The following is an 18,637-nucleotide window of genomic DNA, read 5'->3' as shown; positions in this document are numbered from 1 at the left end:
TGCCGGAAATTTATGCGGTATGCTCCGCAGCAACATTGAAATTCTTTTTGAGTTCATCTGCCCTGGCCTCGCTGATGCGCTCCAGCACATGCGCAGAAGCCACGAGATACCAGTCGGAAACTTTCGTTTCCAGGTACATCTCACCACTCGTCAGCCAGCGATGTTTATCGTAGTGAAATTCTTCCTCCATCAACAAGTCCAGCTCTGCACTCACGTTAAACACGCCGGTAAGGTCCTTGAGCATGCGGCCAAACTGCTTACGGTCGAACCGGGGTTTATCCAGTGTACCCTTATGCGTTAGCTGGCAGTGATACGCTCCGATCTCATATTCCTCCTTCCATATAGCCGTAAGCGTTAGCGGCAGGTCCACCTGCCCGAAATACCCTTTCAACACTAATGGTTGCAGCACCTCCTCTTTTTGTCCTTTGTAATTATCCTGGAAAAAAAACCGCCACGCACTAAAGCCATCCAGCGATTGCACAAACCGTGCTTTATCTTCTAACAGTGCAGTGGTAGCCGCAATCAGCTCTTCCAGCCCTTCCTGCTTTTTATATTTGCGCCGGAGTTGATCCGCATAAGAGCGCTCCCACCTTTCCCTTATTTCATAGAGGTTACGGACGTCTTTTAGTTGCCCGTTTTCATCCAGTACTATTTTCAGGGGAGATTGCAATACTTCCATATCCATCGCCCACTCGTGGATTAAGGCGGTCCCGTCTACCTGCTGCGATAATATTGTATACTCGAAAATAGTGTCACCCTCTTCCTCCCCTATCATCTGCATACGTACCACTTTCTGTTGCACAAATTCCATCAGCCGCCCTCCAACAATGGTTCTGTTGGCGGATGTCAAATGGTACAAGGCGCTGTCGCCCGCCCTGGGCTTGTAGATACTTAACATTGATTGATCTCAATTTCGTTAGCAACAAACTCACCACGGGCGCCCCCGCTGGCGTAGAACTTTTCAGTAGCGGTGATAGACACTTCTTTGGAGTCCAGTTTATATACTCCTGCAGCAGAGTTAATGGCCACATCCCTTGCCGTAGCCGTAAGTGAAATATCCTCTGTATCGGCGGTTCCACTGATACTTTTCTTGGCGCTGATAGTCACGGTACCCTCGCCACCGCCCTGCTCTCCGGGTTGTGCATTGATGGTGACACTATTGCTGGCGTTGAGTACAAAATCTGTTGTGTTAATAATCATTTTCTGGGGTGCGTTCAGAGTAACGGTGCCATCTCCATGCATGATCAGTACATTACCACTGGGATCTTTTACCGTTACGCTGCCCTTATTGTCATCCAGTGTTACGGTGGACCCCGTGCGGGTAGTCAGACTCTTCACCCCATTGGCGGAACCGCCACCACTACCGGTTTTACCATGAAACACACTTCCCATTACCAATGGCCGGGCGGTATTACCTTCTTCAAAAGCTACCACCACCTGGTCCCCTTTTTCAGGAATAAAAGTGAAGCCCCTGTTCTTACTTACTTTATCGGAACTGCCGGCATCAGGGGTTACTACGCGCAACCATTCAGAGGCATCGTTGCAGCTGCATTCCCATTTGAATTTAACTTTTACACGGCCTTGTCCTTTAGGGTCGTTATTATCTTCCACAATGGCCAGTTGCATATCCGCAAAAGGACGATCATATTCGCGTACCGGCACTTTTTCCGCATCAGCAGTGATACCTTCAAAAGTGTGATAGTAGTGGCCTACGCCATCAATGTGATGATACACAGCGGTCACGAGAAAACGGCCAAGCTGCTGCACGCTGAAGCTCAGGGCTTCCTTCACGCTCATGCTCACATCTACTATTTTCCCCAGGCCAACCTCTGGATTGTCGCCGGTGGCGGTAATCTGCAGGAGGTCCGCGATATTGGCTTTATCCTCATTTTCTACAAAGGTGTCCATCTCCTTTTTAGTGTCGATACGCACGTTCGTAGGCTGAGAATACACTTTACTATACAGCTCATTAGAGGCATTCACGGCATGTGCCAGGTCTGGTTGTCCCCCTGCCTGTGCCTTCGCCTCTGCTTTAAACAATTCATCGTCCGCCGGTTTGTAGGCAAACTTGCGGCTCTTCAAGGGCGCCACCTGCATGGCATATTGCAGACTGTTTACATCGCGGCCATACACCAGTTTCACTTCCTCCTGCTTTTCAGGCTTACCGAAATGGAGTTTTGTACCATCGTAAAAAAACCATTCATGATATTCTGCGGAGAGGCGGTTGATAAAATCGTAATCGCTTTCGCGGTACTGAATCATATAGTCGACCGGCTCCTTGCGGGCCGGGTTCAATGTCAGGTTAAGTTCATTGGCAGGTGCATCCTGCGTAGCCTTGCGGATAATACCACTGAGGTCTTTATTGAGATATGATCCCAGGTCGGGGCCCCGGTCAATCAGGATGCTGGGGCTATAGCCACTGATAATAAGTGTACCGTGATAGCCATGGCTTTGCGACAACTCTACCCGCGTTACTTTACCAACGAAGAGTTGTTCCTTGCCCATTTCCTTCCCAAATTGCACGGTAATGCTTTTACCCATGAATGCACGTGATTTCTCCAATGAAATCATTCCCGGCGCACCTTGCTCATCGTGATTAAAGCGCAGCTCAAAGTAATGATGCGCATTGAAGCGCTGCTCCAGGGTAAACGCCGAGAAATGCAGTATCGGCGTATCTTCGATGTTAATTGTTACTTTCAGTTTACCTTCCATAGGTTCACCTTTTTTACGTGTTGAATGTCAGCCTTTGACAGGCCATTTTGCATAATAGGCTACCACCTTGTATTCGCCGGCTATCCGGCCGAATACAAAAGCAAAGAAACTTTCCGCATGCCCACTCTTTTCCGGATACTGTTCATATACTTCGTATAGTTTCGAACCTTTGTCAGTTCCCTGCCGTAGCGTGTTATAATAGTCCTCGTTCATTTTTTCATCTATTTCCTGCAGGGCGCTTTCCCCTGCTTTGGGTAACAGCCGTTTAACGGCTGCATGAAAAATGTTCGGGTAATATTCGCTGAATTCGTAGAAGGCCACTTTACCGGCAGCCTTGTCGACTTGCGTTGTTTTCAGATCTTCGTTGGTCCATTGCAGACAGGTCTGTAACGGGAAGCGGATACACTTTTTTATCATTACTGTATCGTTCTTCTTCACTGCTTGTTGCAGTACTGCAAGGGCTATACGAAATTTCTGTTCATCTCCTGTTGTATCCGGGGAGATGTTACTCCTGGCGGCGGCTGTATCCGCCCGTGCGGGCAAAGCAGCTACCTGTTGCGGTGTACCCTTACCTGCACCGGCGATGGAATCCTCCCGTACAGGCGGCGCTGACGCCGGCTGCTGTGTATCATCTGCTGCCCCCTGCCTGTTTATGCAGGCTGTCAGCCAGCCGAAGCAAAAAATAATTACGACTAATCTGCACCTCATGCTATTAGAACCTGGGTATAAAGATGAGCCCCCGCTCTTCCATCCGCTTCAAGATCACTGCCGAACCTGTTTGCGCAGATACTGCATCCTTATCGAACTTGCCATCCTTCACATACTTGCCTTTTGTATAATGATTGGAATAGCTCCAGAGATAGGGTGAATTCATATGATGATATTTAAAGTAGCCGAAACCGTTATAGGCCTCGAGCTTCCGTAAAATAAACGGCAGCTTCCAGCTGGTAACTTTATCAAAGCCCATCAGCTTAAGGGCATCCACCGCACTTTCCTCAAAGGTGAACGGTGGAGGATGCCCTACTTTCGGGCGTCCTGCCGGCACCTGTACGGTGTAGCCTGTCAGGGGATCACCGTTGTGCAAATGCTTTTTAAAGCTGAAGCTGCATTCCAGGTAATGCACACAGGCAATAAAATACCATGGAATGCGGCCATTCGCCGTAAAGGAGAAGTCGCCCCCTAATTGACACATATACCCTAAGCCCAATGGGTTGGATGCCGGCTTATAGCTTAGCGACAATGCCGGGGCCTGGGGCGAGAGCTGCTGAAACAGTGGCTCCGGCACGGTGGGTACCGGATTTGCCAGTTGTTGCTGGCTTCTGCCCGCAAATGCGTTAAAAAGCGGCCTGCTCCTGAATAAGGAGGAAGTACTGAAAGATTGTTGCTGGTCCAGCATGCCACCGCCCTGGACCATGGTGGCAATATCTTCATACTTGCCCCTGTTGGCGACCACTTTATCATCAATAATTTTATCCACCTCTGCCAGCTTGGCAATGGTGATAGCGCAGGTATCAAACAATTGCTGGTACTCCACATCCGAAGGTGTGGACGGCACTGGTTTAGGCTTTGCTTTTGCCTTTACCTTTGCCTTTTGTTTGGGTTGCACCGTAGGTGATATCTGTTTCTTTTTCTTCATGTTGGCGGTTAAGAGGAAAAAGTGGTGTGCTGCCAATTGGCAACACACCAGCTGATCTTAATATTTACAGGAGTCATCAACCGGTTAACCTCTGCCTGGCCAGTCGTTAACATGTTCGGCTGCACCCAGCTTGAGGGTACGGGCAGAAATGACAAAGCTCAACGTCATAGGATGATTACCTACCACATTGATACCTTCATTATATTGGATGATGTAGCTATCGGAGAAAGTCAGCTCTTTCATTTTAGCATCTTCATCCGTTTTTTTGATGATGATTTTGCCGCTGAAAGGTTTATATTGGTTATTCACCATAGACTCAATCACAGAAGTATCTTCGGTAGACTCTACTTCCACATGAATAGTACCACCATATACACCGGAAGAAGGACGGCCTTTAGCGTCCACATCGCGGTTTAAGGAAAAGCTGCATTGCAGTACATCATATTCTTTTGAGCCCAGTTGAATTTTTGCGTTAAAAGCCATTGTAAAGTGATTTAAAAAATTTCGAAAGTTGTTTGTACACATGCATGATCGCTACAGCGAGACTGTAACGGGAATTCACCTGTGCATGAACTGCTGCGGAAGGAACGTTGTTAAGCTTTATCTCTCCCAGGCCAGTCGTTGATATGCTCGGCATTGCCGAGTTTCAGCTTACGGGCAGAAATTGTAAAGCGCAGCTTCATAGGATCAGAACCTATGACATTGATGCCTTCTGAATACTTGACGATGTAAGCATCTTCAAACGTTACTTCTTTCATTTTAGCATCTTCCTCAGATTTTTTAATGAGGACTTTACCAGCAATAGGCTTAAACTGGTTGTTGACCATTGCCTCTACGATAGAGGTATCTTCCGTGGACTCCACTTCCACATCAATGGTACCTCCGTACACGCCGGAAGCAGGACGGCCTTTGGCGTCCACATCCCTGTTAAGGGTGTAATTGCAGCTGAGTACATCGTACTCCTTACCTGCCAGGTTTAACTTTGCATTGAATGCCATGGTAATGAAAATTTATTGGTAAATAATAAAAAACAATGGTACTCCCAGGCGCCAGGGCGCAGGGTTGGGTATAACTAAACGCTATAAAGGTTACTGATAAATATGGCTGTTCATCGGTACAAACAATTATCGTATGATGAATCCGGTTTTAAAGGTTTTTAAATAGACAATGGTTCTTCTGGAATTCAAATATTAATCTGATTATGGTTATATCCTGTCGATAAAAATAAATATAATTTCAGTGCCGGCAGCTTTCGTATAGTCATTTCATGCAGTGTTAACATCACGGCTGTACTACATAAATTTCTCCCCAAAAGCCATCATTTTCATACTCCACTTTTTTGCATAATCATTTTCCGGTGAATGTACATATCCAATTGTACAGGTACGTACCGGGTTGACTCTGCAACGCTCCAGCACCGTGCGTTTGATCGCGTGGTAAGTCGGCTTTTTATTCAACTGCCACTCTCTCCAACTGGCCTCATCCAACACGGAAACAATCCTTGCCGACTTCCCTGCATACGACTGCCCTGAAGGAAACAGCCGGTCAAAAAAGCCGGATAGCTTTGCCGGAATTGAATTGCGATCCACTGTACAGAACAACACAATATGATTGGCCCACTTCACTTTTTCCGCTGCATCCAGCAGGTCTGGCTCCAATGGCGTGATCTGGTTATTAAACTGCTTGTTAGGAAGGAACTTTAACTCCATGATATGTATCTCTTTCACGGTAGCTCCTACCTTTTCCGCTCCCTGCCTGTAAGCTTTTGCAAACTCCTGATTGATGCCTGATCTTTCCGTATCGCCGTGTAGAATTAACAGATTCTTCATACACCCGTAAAATAGGGCATTCATCAGAAAAAATCAAAACAGGAGTGCCCAGATTATTTCTGTACGGCAGCATACTCTGTATTCCAGGTTCTGCTTTCATCTTCACCCTTATAGCCATCCAGTTTTACCACAAAACTTTTGGCCGGGAAGTAAGGTGTAATATGAATATCCAGGTGGATGCGATCCTTCTGCACTTCATCCTGTTCGAAGCGGATGATCTTAAAACGCTCAATAAGCCGGTCCGGCCCCTGAATATTATCCAGAAATTTTACAATCTGCGCTCGCAGGTCATGTTCGGTTTTAGAATTCCAGTTTTCAAACGCACGACGGTTGAGGAAATCAAACAGCACTTTGGTAATATAGTCAAACACGCGCACCACGGAGTAGGTCTGTAAACCGATATTATCGCCATTGAAAAGTGTTTTGGCGGAGAAGGCCATTACCTTTCCATATTCGTTTACCATTGGCACCAGGCCTATACGCTCCAGCTGCGATATTTCACTTTTTTTCAGGTCGAATCGAACACCATCCGCTTCATTCACTGCACCATGTTTCTTACCTGCTGTCACCTGGCTCATGAGCGTATAATACATTTTTCCTGCGAGAGATGCTGAACCTGGCACATGCAAATCGTCTTCTTCTCCGGCTGACTCTACTTTGCCACGACCTACCAGCCAGTTACAAGTCATAATTACATTAGAGCGGTAAGCATCCGCGCCGGTGAGATTAGCGGATGTAAACAGGTCGATTACATCATCCGGCTGATCCAGGTTGGCGAAATCAGTTACCAGCATAGCTTTATTGCCGTGTGCGATCTTAGCCCACCTTTCCACCACTTTGTTTGCGCCGAGGTAACCAGGAATCACTACCAGTGAATAGTTATCCCGCAAGTCGAGGCGATCGTAGTTATGTTTCAGCTCTTCTGCCACCTGTTCAATGAAACGCGGGTTGTCAAGGTCTGTCAGCTGCGACATAGCCGCGTTCATGATGTTCACGTTCGTGAGCTTATCACTTTCTGTATTTTTATAGAACTGGTGTACCGTGCGGTACGCCTGTTCCAGATCACGGGTAGCTTCCAGCGCCTGTCCGATATTTTTCTGCAGCAGCGCTTCCGCCTGATCGGCGCGTTGCTGGCTTTCATCCTTCAGTTCAGCCACTGTGGCATCCTTGCGGAGCAGGTCTTGCCATAGCTGTATCTTCTTCAACAGCTCCTTTCTTTCCGCTGCCTTATCCTGGTCGGTAAGAAATATTTTTTTACGTGCTTTACGTTCGGGGTTAAGATTCTGTAATCCATCCAGGATGGCTTCAAGAAAATCAAAGCCGCCTACCTTCACCAGTTTCTGCAAACTGTCGTCCAGGGACAATGCCGGGGTTTCGGGAACTGCATGCTGCAGTGCCGGCTGCTCTTGCTGAGCTGCCTGCATTCTTTCGTTTGATGCTGACATGTGTTAGCGTTTATTGCCTCTCTGCGGGGCGTGTATTAATTCAGTTTTCAATCTATGGTTACGCGCTGTCGGGTCCTACAATGTGCTATATGGTCTGCTGCAATTCTTTCGCAAGGTTTTCCAACGCAGCAGCAAATGCCTGGCGGGTTTCCGGATTTTCCAGGGTTGCTTTCAACGTTTTATTTGTCTTGAGCTGACGAATGATATTCAGGTACATTTCACTTTCCAGGTTCAGGTTCCGCAGTTGGTTGCTCTGCTGGATCATGCTCTTTACTGAAAAATCCCCGAGGTGATCAAAGTGCAGTGTTTCATGTACCGCAGCTCCGTCTTTCCCTTCGAAATCAACACTCACGTTGGGTTTGAAATGCCTGAACACTTCTTCTACTGTCTTAAGTCCTTCAACAATCGTCGGCTTAATCGGTTCCTGTTCGGTTAACTGCTGAATGAATAAGGTTTTGTTTGGCGAGATGTCAACAAACGTTTCTGTCGTATCGATCTTCCTTTCATTACCGCCTATTTCATAATTAAACATGCTGGTTACTTTTTTAGATGATAGAAAACAGTATTATAAATCTAATAATTTTCTGCTGTACACGGCACACATCGATATTAAATTTTTATTCCGATGAAATTTGCCAATCCAGCTCTTCCATTCCGTCCTTTAGTTGCAGCAGAATTTTTTTCCCTGCATTCAATTCTCCTGAAATAATTTGCCGGGAGATAGGTCTGCGTAATTGATTCCGTATAACACCCGTGATCTGCCTGGCCCCATACCTTGGTGTAAACCCGCTAAGAGCAAGCATTTTCATGGCATCATCGGAAATCTCCAATGTAATATGTTGTTTGTGCAGCGCATCCAGTAAACTCTTCAATTGTATCTGAAAAATCTTTACCACATTTTCCGCTGTAATCGGACCAAAAGGCACGATCTCGGATAAACGCGCCAGGAACTCCGGCCTGAAATGCTTTGCCATCAAGTCCATCAGCTGATGTGACTGCGGCATTTTTTCCTGGTTAAACTGTTCCGTTATCCACTCACTGCCTATATTAGAGGTAAACAGGATGAGGGCGTTAGAGAAATCTCCTTCTTTTCCCAGCCTGTCGTGAATCAGGCCTTCATCCATTATTTGCAGGAAGATATCAAACACAGATGGATGTGCCTTCTCGATTTCATCAAAGAGCAACACCGTATACGGCTGCTGCCGTATTTTATTTACCAGCAGTCCACCCTCCTCATATCCCACATATCCTGGTGGTGCGCCATACAGCAGTGCCGCAGAATGTTCCTCCTTAAACTCGCTCATATCAAAACGGATCATGGCCTTTTCGTCATTAAACAAAAATTCCGCAATGGATTTTGCCAACTCCGTTTTGCCGGTACCGGTAGGCCCCAGTAAGAAAAACGACCCGATAGGCTGCCCCTTCTTCCCCAGGCCACTGCGTGACTCCAAAATGGCCGCAGAAAGCGCTTTTAAGGCATGATCCTGCCCTACAACCCTTTGCTTGAGGTGCGCCTCCATGTTCATTAACTTATCCCGCTCCTGTGTCTGAATTTTACCAATTGGAATCCCTGTTTTAAAAGCGATCACTGCGGCAACATCCTGTTTGCCGACTTCGAAAATTTTTTCTTTAGCCAGCACACTCAACTTATCAAGCGCATCTTTCAGGTAGGATTGCAAACCTTCCTCATCATCCGGTGCGGCGGCATCGAGTCGGCCTAATAATACCGGACTCAATTTCCTATTGAGGCTAATCAGTGTATCCTTTGCCGATAGTTGCAACGCTTCCTGCAACTGCAGCAGCTCTCGTTCGGAAGTATCGTTCATCATCCGGATAGCCGCCATGGTCCTGTCCAGCAGGTCAAATGCTGCATCCGGCAGGCGCCGGTCCTTCATATACCGTTTGGCCAGCCGCACGCATTCCTCGACTGTACCTTCCTGCACTTTGAGCTGGTGATGGGTTTCATAGCGTTCCAGCTGGCAATACAGCATTTTCGCAGCGGTGTCGGTATCGGGTTCCGGTACCTGCACCACCTCAAAGCGGCGACTAAAAGCCTTTTCAGGCTCTATGATTTTACGGTGCTCCTCCATGGTGCTAGCCCCTATAACGGTAATCTCCCCACGCGCGAGCTCCGGTTTCAGCAGGTTGCCAGCTCCTGAACCTATGGCACCTTTTGCATCCAGCAAGGCATGAATTTCATCTATAAACAATATTACCTTGCCTGACTCCTTCAACGCGGCGATGATCTTTTTCAGCCTGTCTTCAATCTCCCCTTTATAGGAAGCCCCGGCAATTAGGGCGCCGGTATCCAGCTCCAGGATTTTTGCATCTTTTAATGCGGCAGGCACCTCCCCTTTAACCATCTGTTGTGCCAGCCCATCTATTAATGCAGTTTTACCCACCCCTGCATCCCCTGTGATGATCACATTTGGTTTTGACCGCCGGCATAATACCTCCATGACCATACGCAATTCCAGGTCACGGCCAATGATAGGATCGGTCTTACCCTCCCTGGCGGCCGCTGTACGATCAATAGTATACTTAGCGAGTGCGCCGGAGGCGGGTGTATTATCGGTCTTACGTTCCTCCTGAATAGCATGCTTCACCTCCTGGTCATCCAGATATACTTCGATCAGGTCCCTTTCCTTCACAGGAAACGATTTCATCTGATCTGCCGGAAAACCGATGTTAGGCTTACTGAGTGCCGTGAGTACGCAAACGGGGGTTATCAGGTCCAGTCCCATTTTCAGTCGCACATCATCAGCTTCCTCAAACACCAGTGCTACCTCCGGCGTACTTTTCACATCCGGCTGGAGCTGTCTGGCATTAGGAAACTCGTCCATGCGGATCTCCGCCCATTCCTGCAGGTACACCGGATCTTTATCGATCGCATTCAGCAACGAGCGAAGGCCCGTTTCTTTGTGCATTAGTCCTGCCAGCAGATGAGGTGGTCCATAGCTACCATGATGTCTTTCCTTTGCCAGGGATTCAGCTACATGCACTGCATGCTTCACCGATTCGCTTAGATTGAGCATGTTCATAGCTTCCAGTCGCTTTGTGTGATATAAAAATAGGGTTCTCCGTTAGAGATAAAATAATCTGCTGTTTGTAATTGCTTCTTCACGACTTCATTACACTTACGGAGATAGTTAATATACTTTTCAAAGTCTGCTGCGCTCATATTGCGCTTCAGATCAGCCACGGAGTACCGGTCGAATGGCTCCAGTGGCTGCGGCATACCCGTTGCTCTTTCCAGGAACAGAGGCAGCTTCATGCTTCGTATAGCCCCGCGGCTATACATATCTTTCCATTGACCTTCACCATATGCCACATATTCTTTGGCCAGTTTTTTACGGAAATTCTTATTGTCCTGCTGCAGGTTATCGCCCGCCAGCCGGGACAATAAGTCCGACAACTGCAATATCTCATCCTGGCTGAGGAGGATGGCATATTCCATCGGAGCATTTTTTTCTACCAATGGTTCTTTTGCCTCTACTTCAAAATAGTATTTGAATGCATTGTGGGGCAATTGCTCTCCCAGGTTATCCGGCAGTATACTTTTCCCGGTGTTTACAGCCGCCATCACCGGCATGGTAATTTTCTCCTTTAAGCGGCCGGAGATCATGAATACACTGTCCAGCGACTTGATGATCTGCCGGTTATCGGTATACACTTCTCCCAGGAAGCGGTTTAACGCTGTCATCATTTCGCGGTTTGTTTTCACAGCTCCTCTGCCTGGGAATACAATGGCACCGGGTATCAGGCTGCCATCCGGATAGTTGAGATAATAGGAAACGGAGTCCGTATACGCAGTATTAAATTGCTGCGTTACAGCGAGGCCTTCCCCTTTAACCATGCGTAGTTTTTTCTGATCTGCTTCCAGTTGCGCGGTTTTTTCCAGCAATTGCCTGGATTCTAATACGAAGTTATTGAAGGAAGGGTCGAACTTATTATACACCTGGAATACCAGCATTCTTGCATCTACCCCGGCGAGGCCCCGTACCAGCATGTCTTCATTGATGCCATTGGAATTTTTGTTGCCGGTGCTGCCTGCTACGATAATGATATTCGTTTGCATGGGGTAGCGTTTCAATATCTTCACCGCTTCCATCAGTCCTGCGTAGTACGGCTGATCATTTACCAGGCCGTTACAACGCTGGGTCATGGTGGCTTGTTTGTTGATAAAATCCACCACCCTGCTGAAATTATCTGAAGGCTCAAATACGTTCATCCCGGGCGATTGCACGCACCCTTCATTGCCGCGGTACACCACTGCCCCGAAGCGGTAATTATAGCTGGCGTAAGCTTTTTTACCGAAGATATCTTCGAAGTTCTGTATGGTATTGGTGATGCCGGGGAGATAATCGCGCATGGCATTTCCTCCGTCCACTACAAAAACGACATTCACGTGGTTGCCGAATCTGCGCAGTCGCAGGTAGTTGTTATAGTCGATGCGGGTACCTTTGATATTAATTACCGTATTGGAGGATTTATCAAATACATTGTGGGCCACGGCGGAGTGGTAGGGCATGTTCAGCCCAAGGCCTTTCCGCTGGACTACCGGCACCATACGGAACAGTGGGTTATCGGATGGCAGCAGCGGATCGTATTCAAAGTTGCCGCCATCGGGCGTAACCGGCTTCAGGTGCGCATTAAAATACTTTGCGGTCAGGGAATCATTATCATAAGAGGCTGTATTGCCTGTGCCTACATACAGCCGGCTGCCCCAGAGATGTACTACTTCTGCCGACACCCATCCGGCGGTAAAGGCTGCGGCGCTGTCGGCCGTCAGTTGGCTGGCATGGCCCACCAGGGCTTTTTTACCATCCTCCGAAAACTTATAGATATAAATAAGGTCATTAAGCTTGAGCTTTTCTGTGCCGGGCGTTTGTAGTTCCGGCGAGTTATAAACAATGATACTATCATGTGCAAAGTAGTACCGTGGCTGTGCAATAGGCCCGGCGCCGCTGATGATACCTACGGCTTTAAAGGGAAAACGCGTACGTTCATCCACCAAGGCTTTTTGCCACATCAATACCTTGCTGCGTGGTATCCACCCATAGCTGACTGCTTTTCGTTTATCCCCTATACGTGATCCTTTTTTGAGAATAGATGGGTCATATTTTACGAGGCGGAGATAACCGTTTTTTTCATCGCTGACGAAGAAGGGTTGCATAAAATTTAGCTTCTTGAACACCAGCGTACCGCCGGGTGTGGTGGTAGTATAGTTCCCTTCACTGTCGGAAAATACAATCCACGCGGTACTTTCGGTTTTCCCGGAAGGATCTTTCGTTTGCGGGGTAGGATACCTGAAATTCACCGGCATTTTCTCGATGCGTTTGCCCGAATAAAACTGGGCTTCCGCCTGGAAACAAAACAATGTAGCTATTAACAATACGAGAATTCTCATCTGTTTTAAATAGAGATATGGATTTAGAAATTACTTTTCCGTTCTATGCTGCTGCACATTCACCATGCCAACACATTTTTTCGGCGACAACGTGAGTCCCACTTCATCAATAACAATATTTTTGCTGAAGGTAAGTCCGATGCAATAGGAGTAAAAGTCCGTCTTCTTACTCCCTGTTTCATCTGTTGCCTGTGCCGAAGTTTTTTCTCCGTTACAGAGATATTTTTTTACGAGATAATAATAATGCGTATTAAAGTTTTTACCGTTGGCGATCGCCTGCAGATGGAGTTTAAAATCATCCATCATGGCTGCGCTTCCGGCGCCGGGGTCAATCATTTCCAGGTCATCGAACTCGGTGATATTAAGCGTATAATACACTGGTGCAGCACTCTTATCAGTTTTAAGGATCACGTTATACCTGCCGGGACTTCGGAAGGTATAAAATGCTGTTCTTCCCTTAGCATCTACCCTGCCGGTTTCCCCAAAGTTCCATTCGAAGATGTTGGCATCCCCTTCTGCCTCCAGTCGTAGCTGCTCTCCTACGGTGCCGGAGGTAGGCCCGGTAATGCGGATACTGTCGATCACCAGCACCGGTACCGTATCTTTCACCACTACCGCAAACTGGCGCTGCATTTCCCCGTCTACCGTCAACCGTACCAGGTAGTTGCCGGATTGCTTAAATCTGTAAAAGCCACTTTGCTTAGTCATTTTTTCACCGTCACCAAACTCCCACAGCCATTCCTTTGCACCTGCGGTATTGTCGGTATACACCAGGTTTTCATTCAGGTAGATTTCATCTTTCAGCAGGTGTGCGTTTAACTCGCGCTTGCTGAACAGGAGTTTCATCACCAGGAAAACAACGGCCAGCACTAAAACTGCCAGCACTATATAAAGATAAACACGGCTTCTGCTATCAGTCTGTACTGCTTTCTGTTTCGTTGTGCCTTCCACTAGTTCCTGTTTTGATTGATAATAGCCTCCTGAAGGCCGCGTTTGGACAGCTTGCAGCGGTCCAGATCGCTGTTCAGTTTTTCGATGTTATGATAATTTCCCCGCAGTTCTTTTTTGTCATAAAACAAAACCTCCAGCAGCTGGGCTTCCTGGAGGAATACCTTATATCGTTTATCATATGATTTACGCTGATAGGCAGCCTTTATGCTGGCAATGGCATTAAGAATATCCGACTCCAGAAACAGGGCCTGCACAGAGGGATCAAAGTCCATGATCTTTTTGTAGGTAGAATCTACCGCCGGACGCATTTCTGCAGCCACCGTTTCGAATTGTTCTTCTTCATTTATTTTTTGTGACAATTTATCCTTCATTTCGCTGCTGCCAACATTACTGCCGGAAAATATCAGCCACGCAAGGAGGGATATGGTAAAGAGACTGAGCACCAGCAGGAACACAAACTGTTCCTGCCGCGCTTTAATGCTAATATGCGCCATATAAGGTCTAGTATCCGTTTAGTTTTTTCATAGCTTTTTTGGTGGAATGGTCGCAGTCTTCCAGTTGTTCCCGAAGACTTTCCATCTGGAAGCGTGTTTGTGACAGTGAATCTTTCAAGCTGGCCAGGATCATCACATTGCGGGTCATTTTTCCATAGAGCTCATAGCTTGGGACTACAGTTAACTCCTTACGTTCATCCAGCAGGCCACGTACACGGTTATTATCCGACTGCACGCCATTGATCAGTAAGGCCTGGTTGCTGAGTTCCTGTGCATCTGCATTGACATACTGCGCCAGGGACCTGAACTTCAACAGCACATTATCGAACCGGCTGTTCACCTCATCCCGGTAATAGGCTACCTGGTCATAGGTACGTGACTGTTCCCCCAGCAGCTGCAACTCATGCCTGCCAGTGAAAAAGAAGCTCGCCACACCTATTAATACAAACAGGATCAGGATGACGAAATGAATAATAAACTTGAAATAAGACCTGTTCAATTCATGTAAATTGATCGGCTTCATATGATTATTATGGTTGCTGTTTAAAGCTAGGTTCTATAATATGGTTTATAAAAAATACTGGCTAACGGGGTAACTTTTCAAGTTATTTGTGACTATGTATACTCGGGCTAATAAACGATCATCAGATATCCATAATTACATAATCACAGTTCTAATATACTTACAAATATTATACTGAAAAATGTTTTTCCCGGATTTTTTTTTAGTTTTGAAAATGTTAACATGTTAACCGATGGCCATATCTTTTTATAAAAAACCGTTTGATTTCTCCCGTGTCTTTTCCAACTCCCCGTTGGAAACTTGCGACAGTGGCGCATCTATAGCCCAGCACATTGAACTCATCATCTTCACCCGCTTTGGAGAACATCGCTTCAACTCCGATTTTGGCTGTGAGGTGTGGGAACTTGATTTTCAATTGATCGTGAATCAATCCATGTGGGAAGACCATATGTGCCGATCCCTGGAACAAGCTGTAACCAGCCAGGAGCAAAGACTATACGGCGTTTCCTGCGAAATAAGCATCACTGATGTTGAAAAAATATTTCCACTCCGCAGGATCACCGAAATAAAAAAAAGAGTGGACATTATTATAAAAGGTAAGCTGGCCGCTACCGGAGAAAACTATGTGTTTAATACGGCCTTATTTCTCAGTCCATTATCTTCTGAATAAACCATATGCAATATCCATCACACTACACCTCAAAAGACAATATCCGTGCGCGTTTGATGCAAACGGCGGCCGACTTCTGGGGCATTCGCTCCACCACAGATCTGGACCCGTTGGTACGCCTGCTGATAGAAGCCTTATCTGGCGAACTCTACAACTTATCCAACGACCTGAAAAATACTGAAAGCCGGCTGCTTAACAAATTGGCAGCACTCCTAACGCCGGATCTATTAACAGCAGCATTACCAGCTCATGCATTGATGCAGGCCATGCCACTGGATTCCAGTGAGCTACTGCGGGAGGAACGCCATTTTGTATATCATCCCAAGAAAGAAAACAGTGCCCAGGATGTCTTTTTTTCGCCTGCCACACCTACACGCATATACGACGCGCACATCGCCTATATGGCGGCAGGACCTAATCTATACGCGCATGATTCCCAGCGCGGGAAGATTCTGACAGGCGCAGGTAAATATCTCCCTACACAAACCTTATACCTGGGCATACGGGTAAACAATCAACTGGCAGCACTGGAAAACCTGACCTTTTATTTTAACTGGCCGCATTTTCCATTTGATAATGAATGGTACCGGCTGCTATCGCTTTGCACTGCCAGTATTAACGGACAAGCCATTACATTATATCCAGGCTTTCCGGGACTCGCCGCTACATCGTCAGAAAATATGCTGGCGCAAACGCTGGCATTCGATGTAATGCCGGTGATTACACGTGATGTGCTCAATTATTATGCACCACGCTTTCTGCACTGCGACCTACAGGCATCGCTATACGAAAAAAAGCTATACCCGGCTGCCTTTACAACCGCCTTTGAAGAACGTACACTGAGCAGCATGCAGGAAAAACTGCTGTGGCTGGAAATTCATTTCCCTCCTGCCATACAGCTGGATAACCTGGAAGTATACACGAATGCGGTACCTGTAATGAACAGGCGCCTGCATACCATCACCCACAGGTTTAAAGGGATAGGCAATATCATCCCGGTTAAGCCAGGGAATCATGAGGCTTTCCTAAGTGTACACCAGCTAACCGACAGTCACGGAAAACAATATTTTCCGGTGTCGTACAATAATGGAGAAGTGAATATGCAGGATGCGTATTCCGTCAGGCTTGGAGGCGCGGAACGCTTTGATAGTCGCAATGCACGGGAGATGATCAATTACCTGTTTGAGCTACTTCGCGATGAGAGCGCCGCCTTTTCAGCCTATGGCTACGATTTCCTCACAGATGTACTCAAAAGTCTGCAACAGAACCTGGAACTGGTGGAACAGAAAGCACGAAAATCGCTGGACACGATGACGGAAGCCACCCGCTATGTAGTGGTAAAGCCTTCCTCCGCAACAGAAACCATGCACCTGACTTACTGGACCACCCAGCATGACATTGCACAACAATTGCGCAGTGGCACCCTGCTCACACAATTTGAAGGATCTGGCACCAGGGCCGATTCACTCCTGCTACTTACCAAGCCTACAGGAGGCCGGCAGGCGGCTGACCGTGGCAATCTCCTCCAGGCATATAAATATGGGTTGATGACCCGGGACCGGATTGTAACGGAAGATGATATCCGGAATTTTTGTCGCCATGAACTCGGAGGGCGCATTACGGACATTAAAATTCAGCGGGGTGTAATGGTGTCTCCGCATCCTAAAGAAGGACTGAAAAAAACGACCGACATCCTGATAAGCGTGGCACAACCGTTTGAAAAAGAAGAATGGGAATTCACAAAGCAATCGCTGCTTCGTAAGCTGGTAGCCCGGAGCGGACTGCTGGTCACCTACCGGTTGCTAATCCAGTAGGCTCCAGGTATTCCTGGCCTTTGTTTGCTCAATAGTACGTTGCTCCGCTACAACTATATTTTCCCTGCGCTGACCAACAAATTCAAGACTGCTCAGCTTATTCCACAGAGCTGACAACACATGCATGCATTCATTCAATTGTTGCATGGACTGTTGTATGTGATAGTGGTCATACGCGATATTTATTGTTTTAACGAGCATATCTTCGAAATTGCCTGGGGTTACATCTCTCCACTCATAAAAATATTTCAGCATTTCCTCTTTGGCACGGGTGCCGGGATAATGCAGGGTGGTATAAAAGATATGGGCCAGGTTGGAGAAAATGCTTACCAGCACTACCGGCGCCTGCTGATGCACCATATTACGATAGGAGAAAAATACCTGCGCAATGTAGTCTAACAACTTTTCGCAAAGCAGTTTTATATTTTTGGCGAGCTCTGTACTTCGTTCATTCGTAGTAACCTTTTCGATTATACGAAAACTGCTCATTTGTATATCATTCAATAATCCACTGAATTGCTCATAATAGCGGATCAGCGAAGGGTGACTGATGATGGCGGTGCTTGGCGGAATAAACTGATCGTTAACCGTCACGCGCCCGTTTTTGCGGATTAGCTGTCCGATTACCAGGTGATTCAAACTCATTTCATTTGCGGATACCTGTTCAGCTGGAAGGATAGCCAGATCTATCCCATTGAGCACATGCGGGTGGCGGGGTGGCGTCTCTTCCGGATCGGGAGTGCCGGCTGGTACCCGTTCATAGGGATTCACGCTCAGGACTACACTGTAATACTGTACTTCACCTTCTTCCTGCGGCGCTTCTTCGGCAAAGGACCAGGAGCGGACCAATTGCTCTTCATATGCATCGGGTTGAATATGAATGCGCACACCGCCGGCAGTAACGGCATTGCACTGCCGTAAACGCAGCTCAACTTGTCTTGTCACCCGTTCGTTCAATTCAAAATCGCAGCTGAGCCGCTGACCGCGGAAAGGCGGCAACAGGCCAAAATCATAGCTATGAAGAAACAGCGACGTGGTATCGCGGATTGCATCTGTAAAATGGTCTTCCGTTTCCATAAAATGGCGGCGGGAAATCTTCATCCCATCGATCCAGTTTACAGCAGCATGTTTGCGTGGAAATAGCATAAGTAAT

17 protein-coding genes are annotated in these 18,637 nt (G+C 47.1%); 2 read left to right on the top strand and 15 right to left on the bottom strand.

Annotated features, from left to right (window positions below; translation table 11 throughout):
- Positions 1 to 10 precede the first annotated feature (10 nt).
- From KW844_RS04855 to KW844_RS04790, 14 genes are all read right to left on the bottom strand, one after another.
- Positions 11 to 898 (bottom strand): hypothetical protein, encoded by an 888-nt coding sequence (locus tag KW844_RS04855; protein ID WP_218375581.1) that lies wholly within the window; start codon positions 896 to 898, stop codon positions 11 to 13.
- On the bottom strand, positions 892 to 2,712 hold the full coding sequence (locus KW844_RS04850; RefSeq protein WP_218375580.1) for a type VI secretion system Vgr family protein: 1,821 nt from the start codon (positions 2,710 to 2,712) through the stop codon (positions 892 to 894). Before KW844_RS04850 ends, KW844_RS04855 begins: the two co-directional genes overlap by 7 nt.
- A gap of 27 nt (positions 2,713 to 2,739) precedes the next feature.
- On the bottom strand, positions 2,740 to 3,420 hold the full coding sequence (locus KW844_RS04845) for a hypothetical protein (RefSeq protein ID WP_218375579.1): 681 nt from the start codon (positions 3,418 to 3,420) through the stop codon (positions 2,740 to 2,742).
- 4 nt (positions 3,421 to 3,424) lie between these two features.
- Positions 3,425 to 4,348 (bottom strand): hypothetical protein, encoded by a 924-nt coding sequence (locus KW844_RS04840; RefSeq protein WP_218375578.1) that lies wholly within the window; start codon positions 4,346 to 4,348, stop codon positions 3,425 to 3,427.
- An 84-nt stretch (positions 4,349 to 4,432) separates the two neighbouring features.
- On the bottom strand, positions 4,433 to 4,831 hold the full coding sequence (tssD, locus tag KW844_RS04835) for a type VI secretion system tube protein TssD (protein ID WP_218375577.1): 399 nt from the start codon (positions 4,829 to 4,831) through the stop codon (positions 4,433 to 4,435).
- Between the two features lie 110 nt (positions 4,832 to 4,941).
- Positions 4,942 to 5,346, bottom strand: a complete 405-nt coding sequence (tssD, locus tag KW844_RS04830) for a type VI secretion system tube protein TssD (protein ID WP_218375576.1) — start codon at positions 5,344 to 5,346, stop codon at positions 4,942 to 4,944.
- 294 nt (positions 5,347 to 5,640) lie between these two features.
- Entirely contained in the window at positions 5,641 to 6,177 is a 537-nt protein-coding gene (locus KW844_RS04825) for an NAD(P)H-dependent oxidoreductase (protein ID WP_218375575.1), read from the bottom strand.
- A 53-nt stretch (positions 6,178 to 6,230) separates the two neighbouring features.
- Positions 6,231 to 7,622, bottom strand: coding sequence for a DUF5458 family protein (locus KW844_RS04820; protein WP_255578213.1), 1,392 nt, complete (start codon positions 7,620 to 7,622; stop codon positions 6,231 to 6,233).
- An 85-nt stretch (positions 7,623 to 7,707) separates the two neighbouring features.
- Positions 7,708 to 8,154, bottom strand: coding sequence for a hypothetical protein (locus KW844_RS04815; protein ID WP_218375574.1), 447 nt, complete (start codon positions 8,152 to 8,154; stop codon positions 7,708 to 7,710).
- 85 nt (positions 8,155 to 8,239) lie between these two features.
- The gene (locus KW844_RS04810; protein ID WP_218375573.1) at positions 8,240 to 10,663 is read right to left on the bottom strand and encodes an ATP-dependent Clp protease ATP-binding subunit; all 2,424 of its coding nucleotides are present in this window, start codon (positions 10,661 to 10,663) and stop codon (positions 8,240 to 8,242) included.
- Positions 10,660 to 13,032: a type VI secretion system protein TssR domain-containing protein gene (gene tssR, locus KW844_RS04805; protein WP_218375572.1), complete on the bottom strand. Its 2,373-nt coding sequence runs from the start codon at positions 13,030 to 13,032 to the stop codon at positions 10,660 to 10,662. Before tssR ends, KW844_RS04810 begins: the two co-directional genes overlap by 4 nt.
- A 30-nt stretch (positions 13,033 to 13,062) precedes the next feature.
- Positions 13,063 to 13,917 carry a PKD domain-containing protein gene (locus tag KW844_RS04800; RefSeq protein ID WP_218375571.1) on the bottom strand — a complete coding sequence of 285 codons (855 nt, stop codon included), beginning with the start codon at positions 13,915 to 13,917 and terminating at the stop codon, positions 13,063 to 13,065.
- A gap of 65 nt (positions 13,918 to 13,982) precedes the next feature.
- Positions 13,983 to 14,477 (bottom strand): type VI secretion system TssO, encoded by a 495-nt coding sequence (tssO, locus tag KW844_RS04795; protein ID WP_218375570.1) that lies wholly within the window; start codon positions 14,475 to 14,477, stop codon positions 13,983 to 13,985.
- Positions 14,478 to 14,484: 7 nt separating this feature from the next.
- Complete coding sequence (locus KW844_RS04790) at positions 14,485 to 15,000, bottom strand: hypothetical protein (RefSeq protein WP_218375569.1); 516 nt, start codon at positions 14,998 to 15,000, stop codon at positions 14,485 to 14,487.
- 232 nt (positions 15,001 to 15,232) lie between these two features.
- On the opposite strand from KW844_RS04790, the gene KW844_RS04785 reads away from it, so the two are divergent.
- Positions 15,233 to 15,670, top strand: coding sequence for a GPW/gp25 family protein (locus tag KW844_RS04785; RefSeq protein WP_218375568.1), 438 nt, complete (start codon positions 15,233 to 15,235; stop codon positions 15,668 to 15,670).
- Between the two features lie 5 nt (positions 15,671 to 15,675).
- Complete coding sequence (locus tag KW844_RS04780) at positions 15,676 to 17,484, top strand: type VI secretion system baseplate subunit TssF (protein ID WP_218375567.1); 1,809 nt, start codon at positions 15,676 to 15,678, stop codon at positions 17,482 to 17,484.
- On the opposite strand, the gene KW844_RS04775 is transcribed toward KW844_RS04780, so the two are convergent.
- The gene (locus tag KW844_RS04775; protein ID WP_218375566.1) at positions 17,473 to 18,630 is read right to left on the bottom strand and encodes a hypothetical protein; all 1,158 of its coding nucleotides are present in this window, start codon (positions 18,628 to 18,630) and stop codon (positions 17,473 to 17,475) included. The genes KW844_RS04780 and KW844_RS04775 overlap by 12 nt on opposite strands.
- Positions 18,631 to 18,637 lie beyond the last annotated feature (7 nt).

The organism is Chitinophaga sp. sic0106, from assembly GCF_019219075.1.
Classification (GTDB): domain Bacteria; phylum Bacteroidota; class Bacteroidia; order Chitinophagales; family Chitinophagaceae; genus Chitinophaga.
Note: the sequence above shows the minus strand (reverse complement) of the source record. Positions and strands in the feature narration are given on the sequence as shown.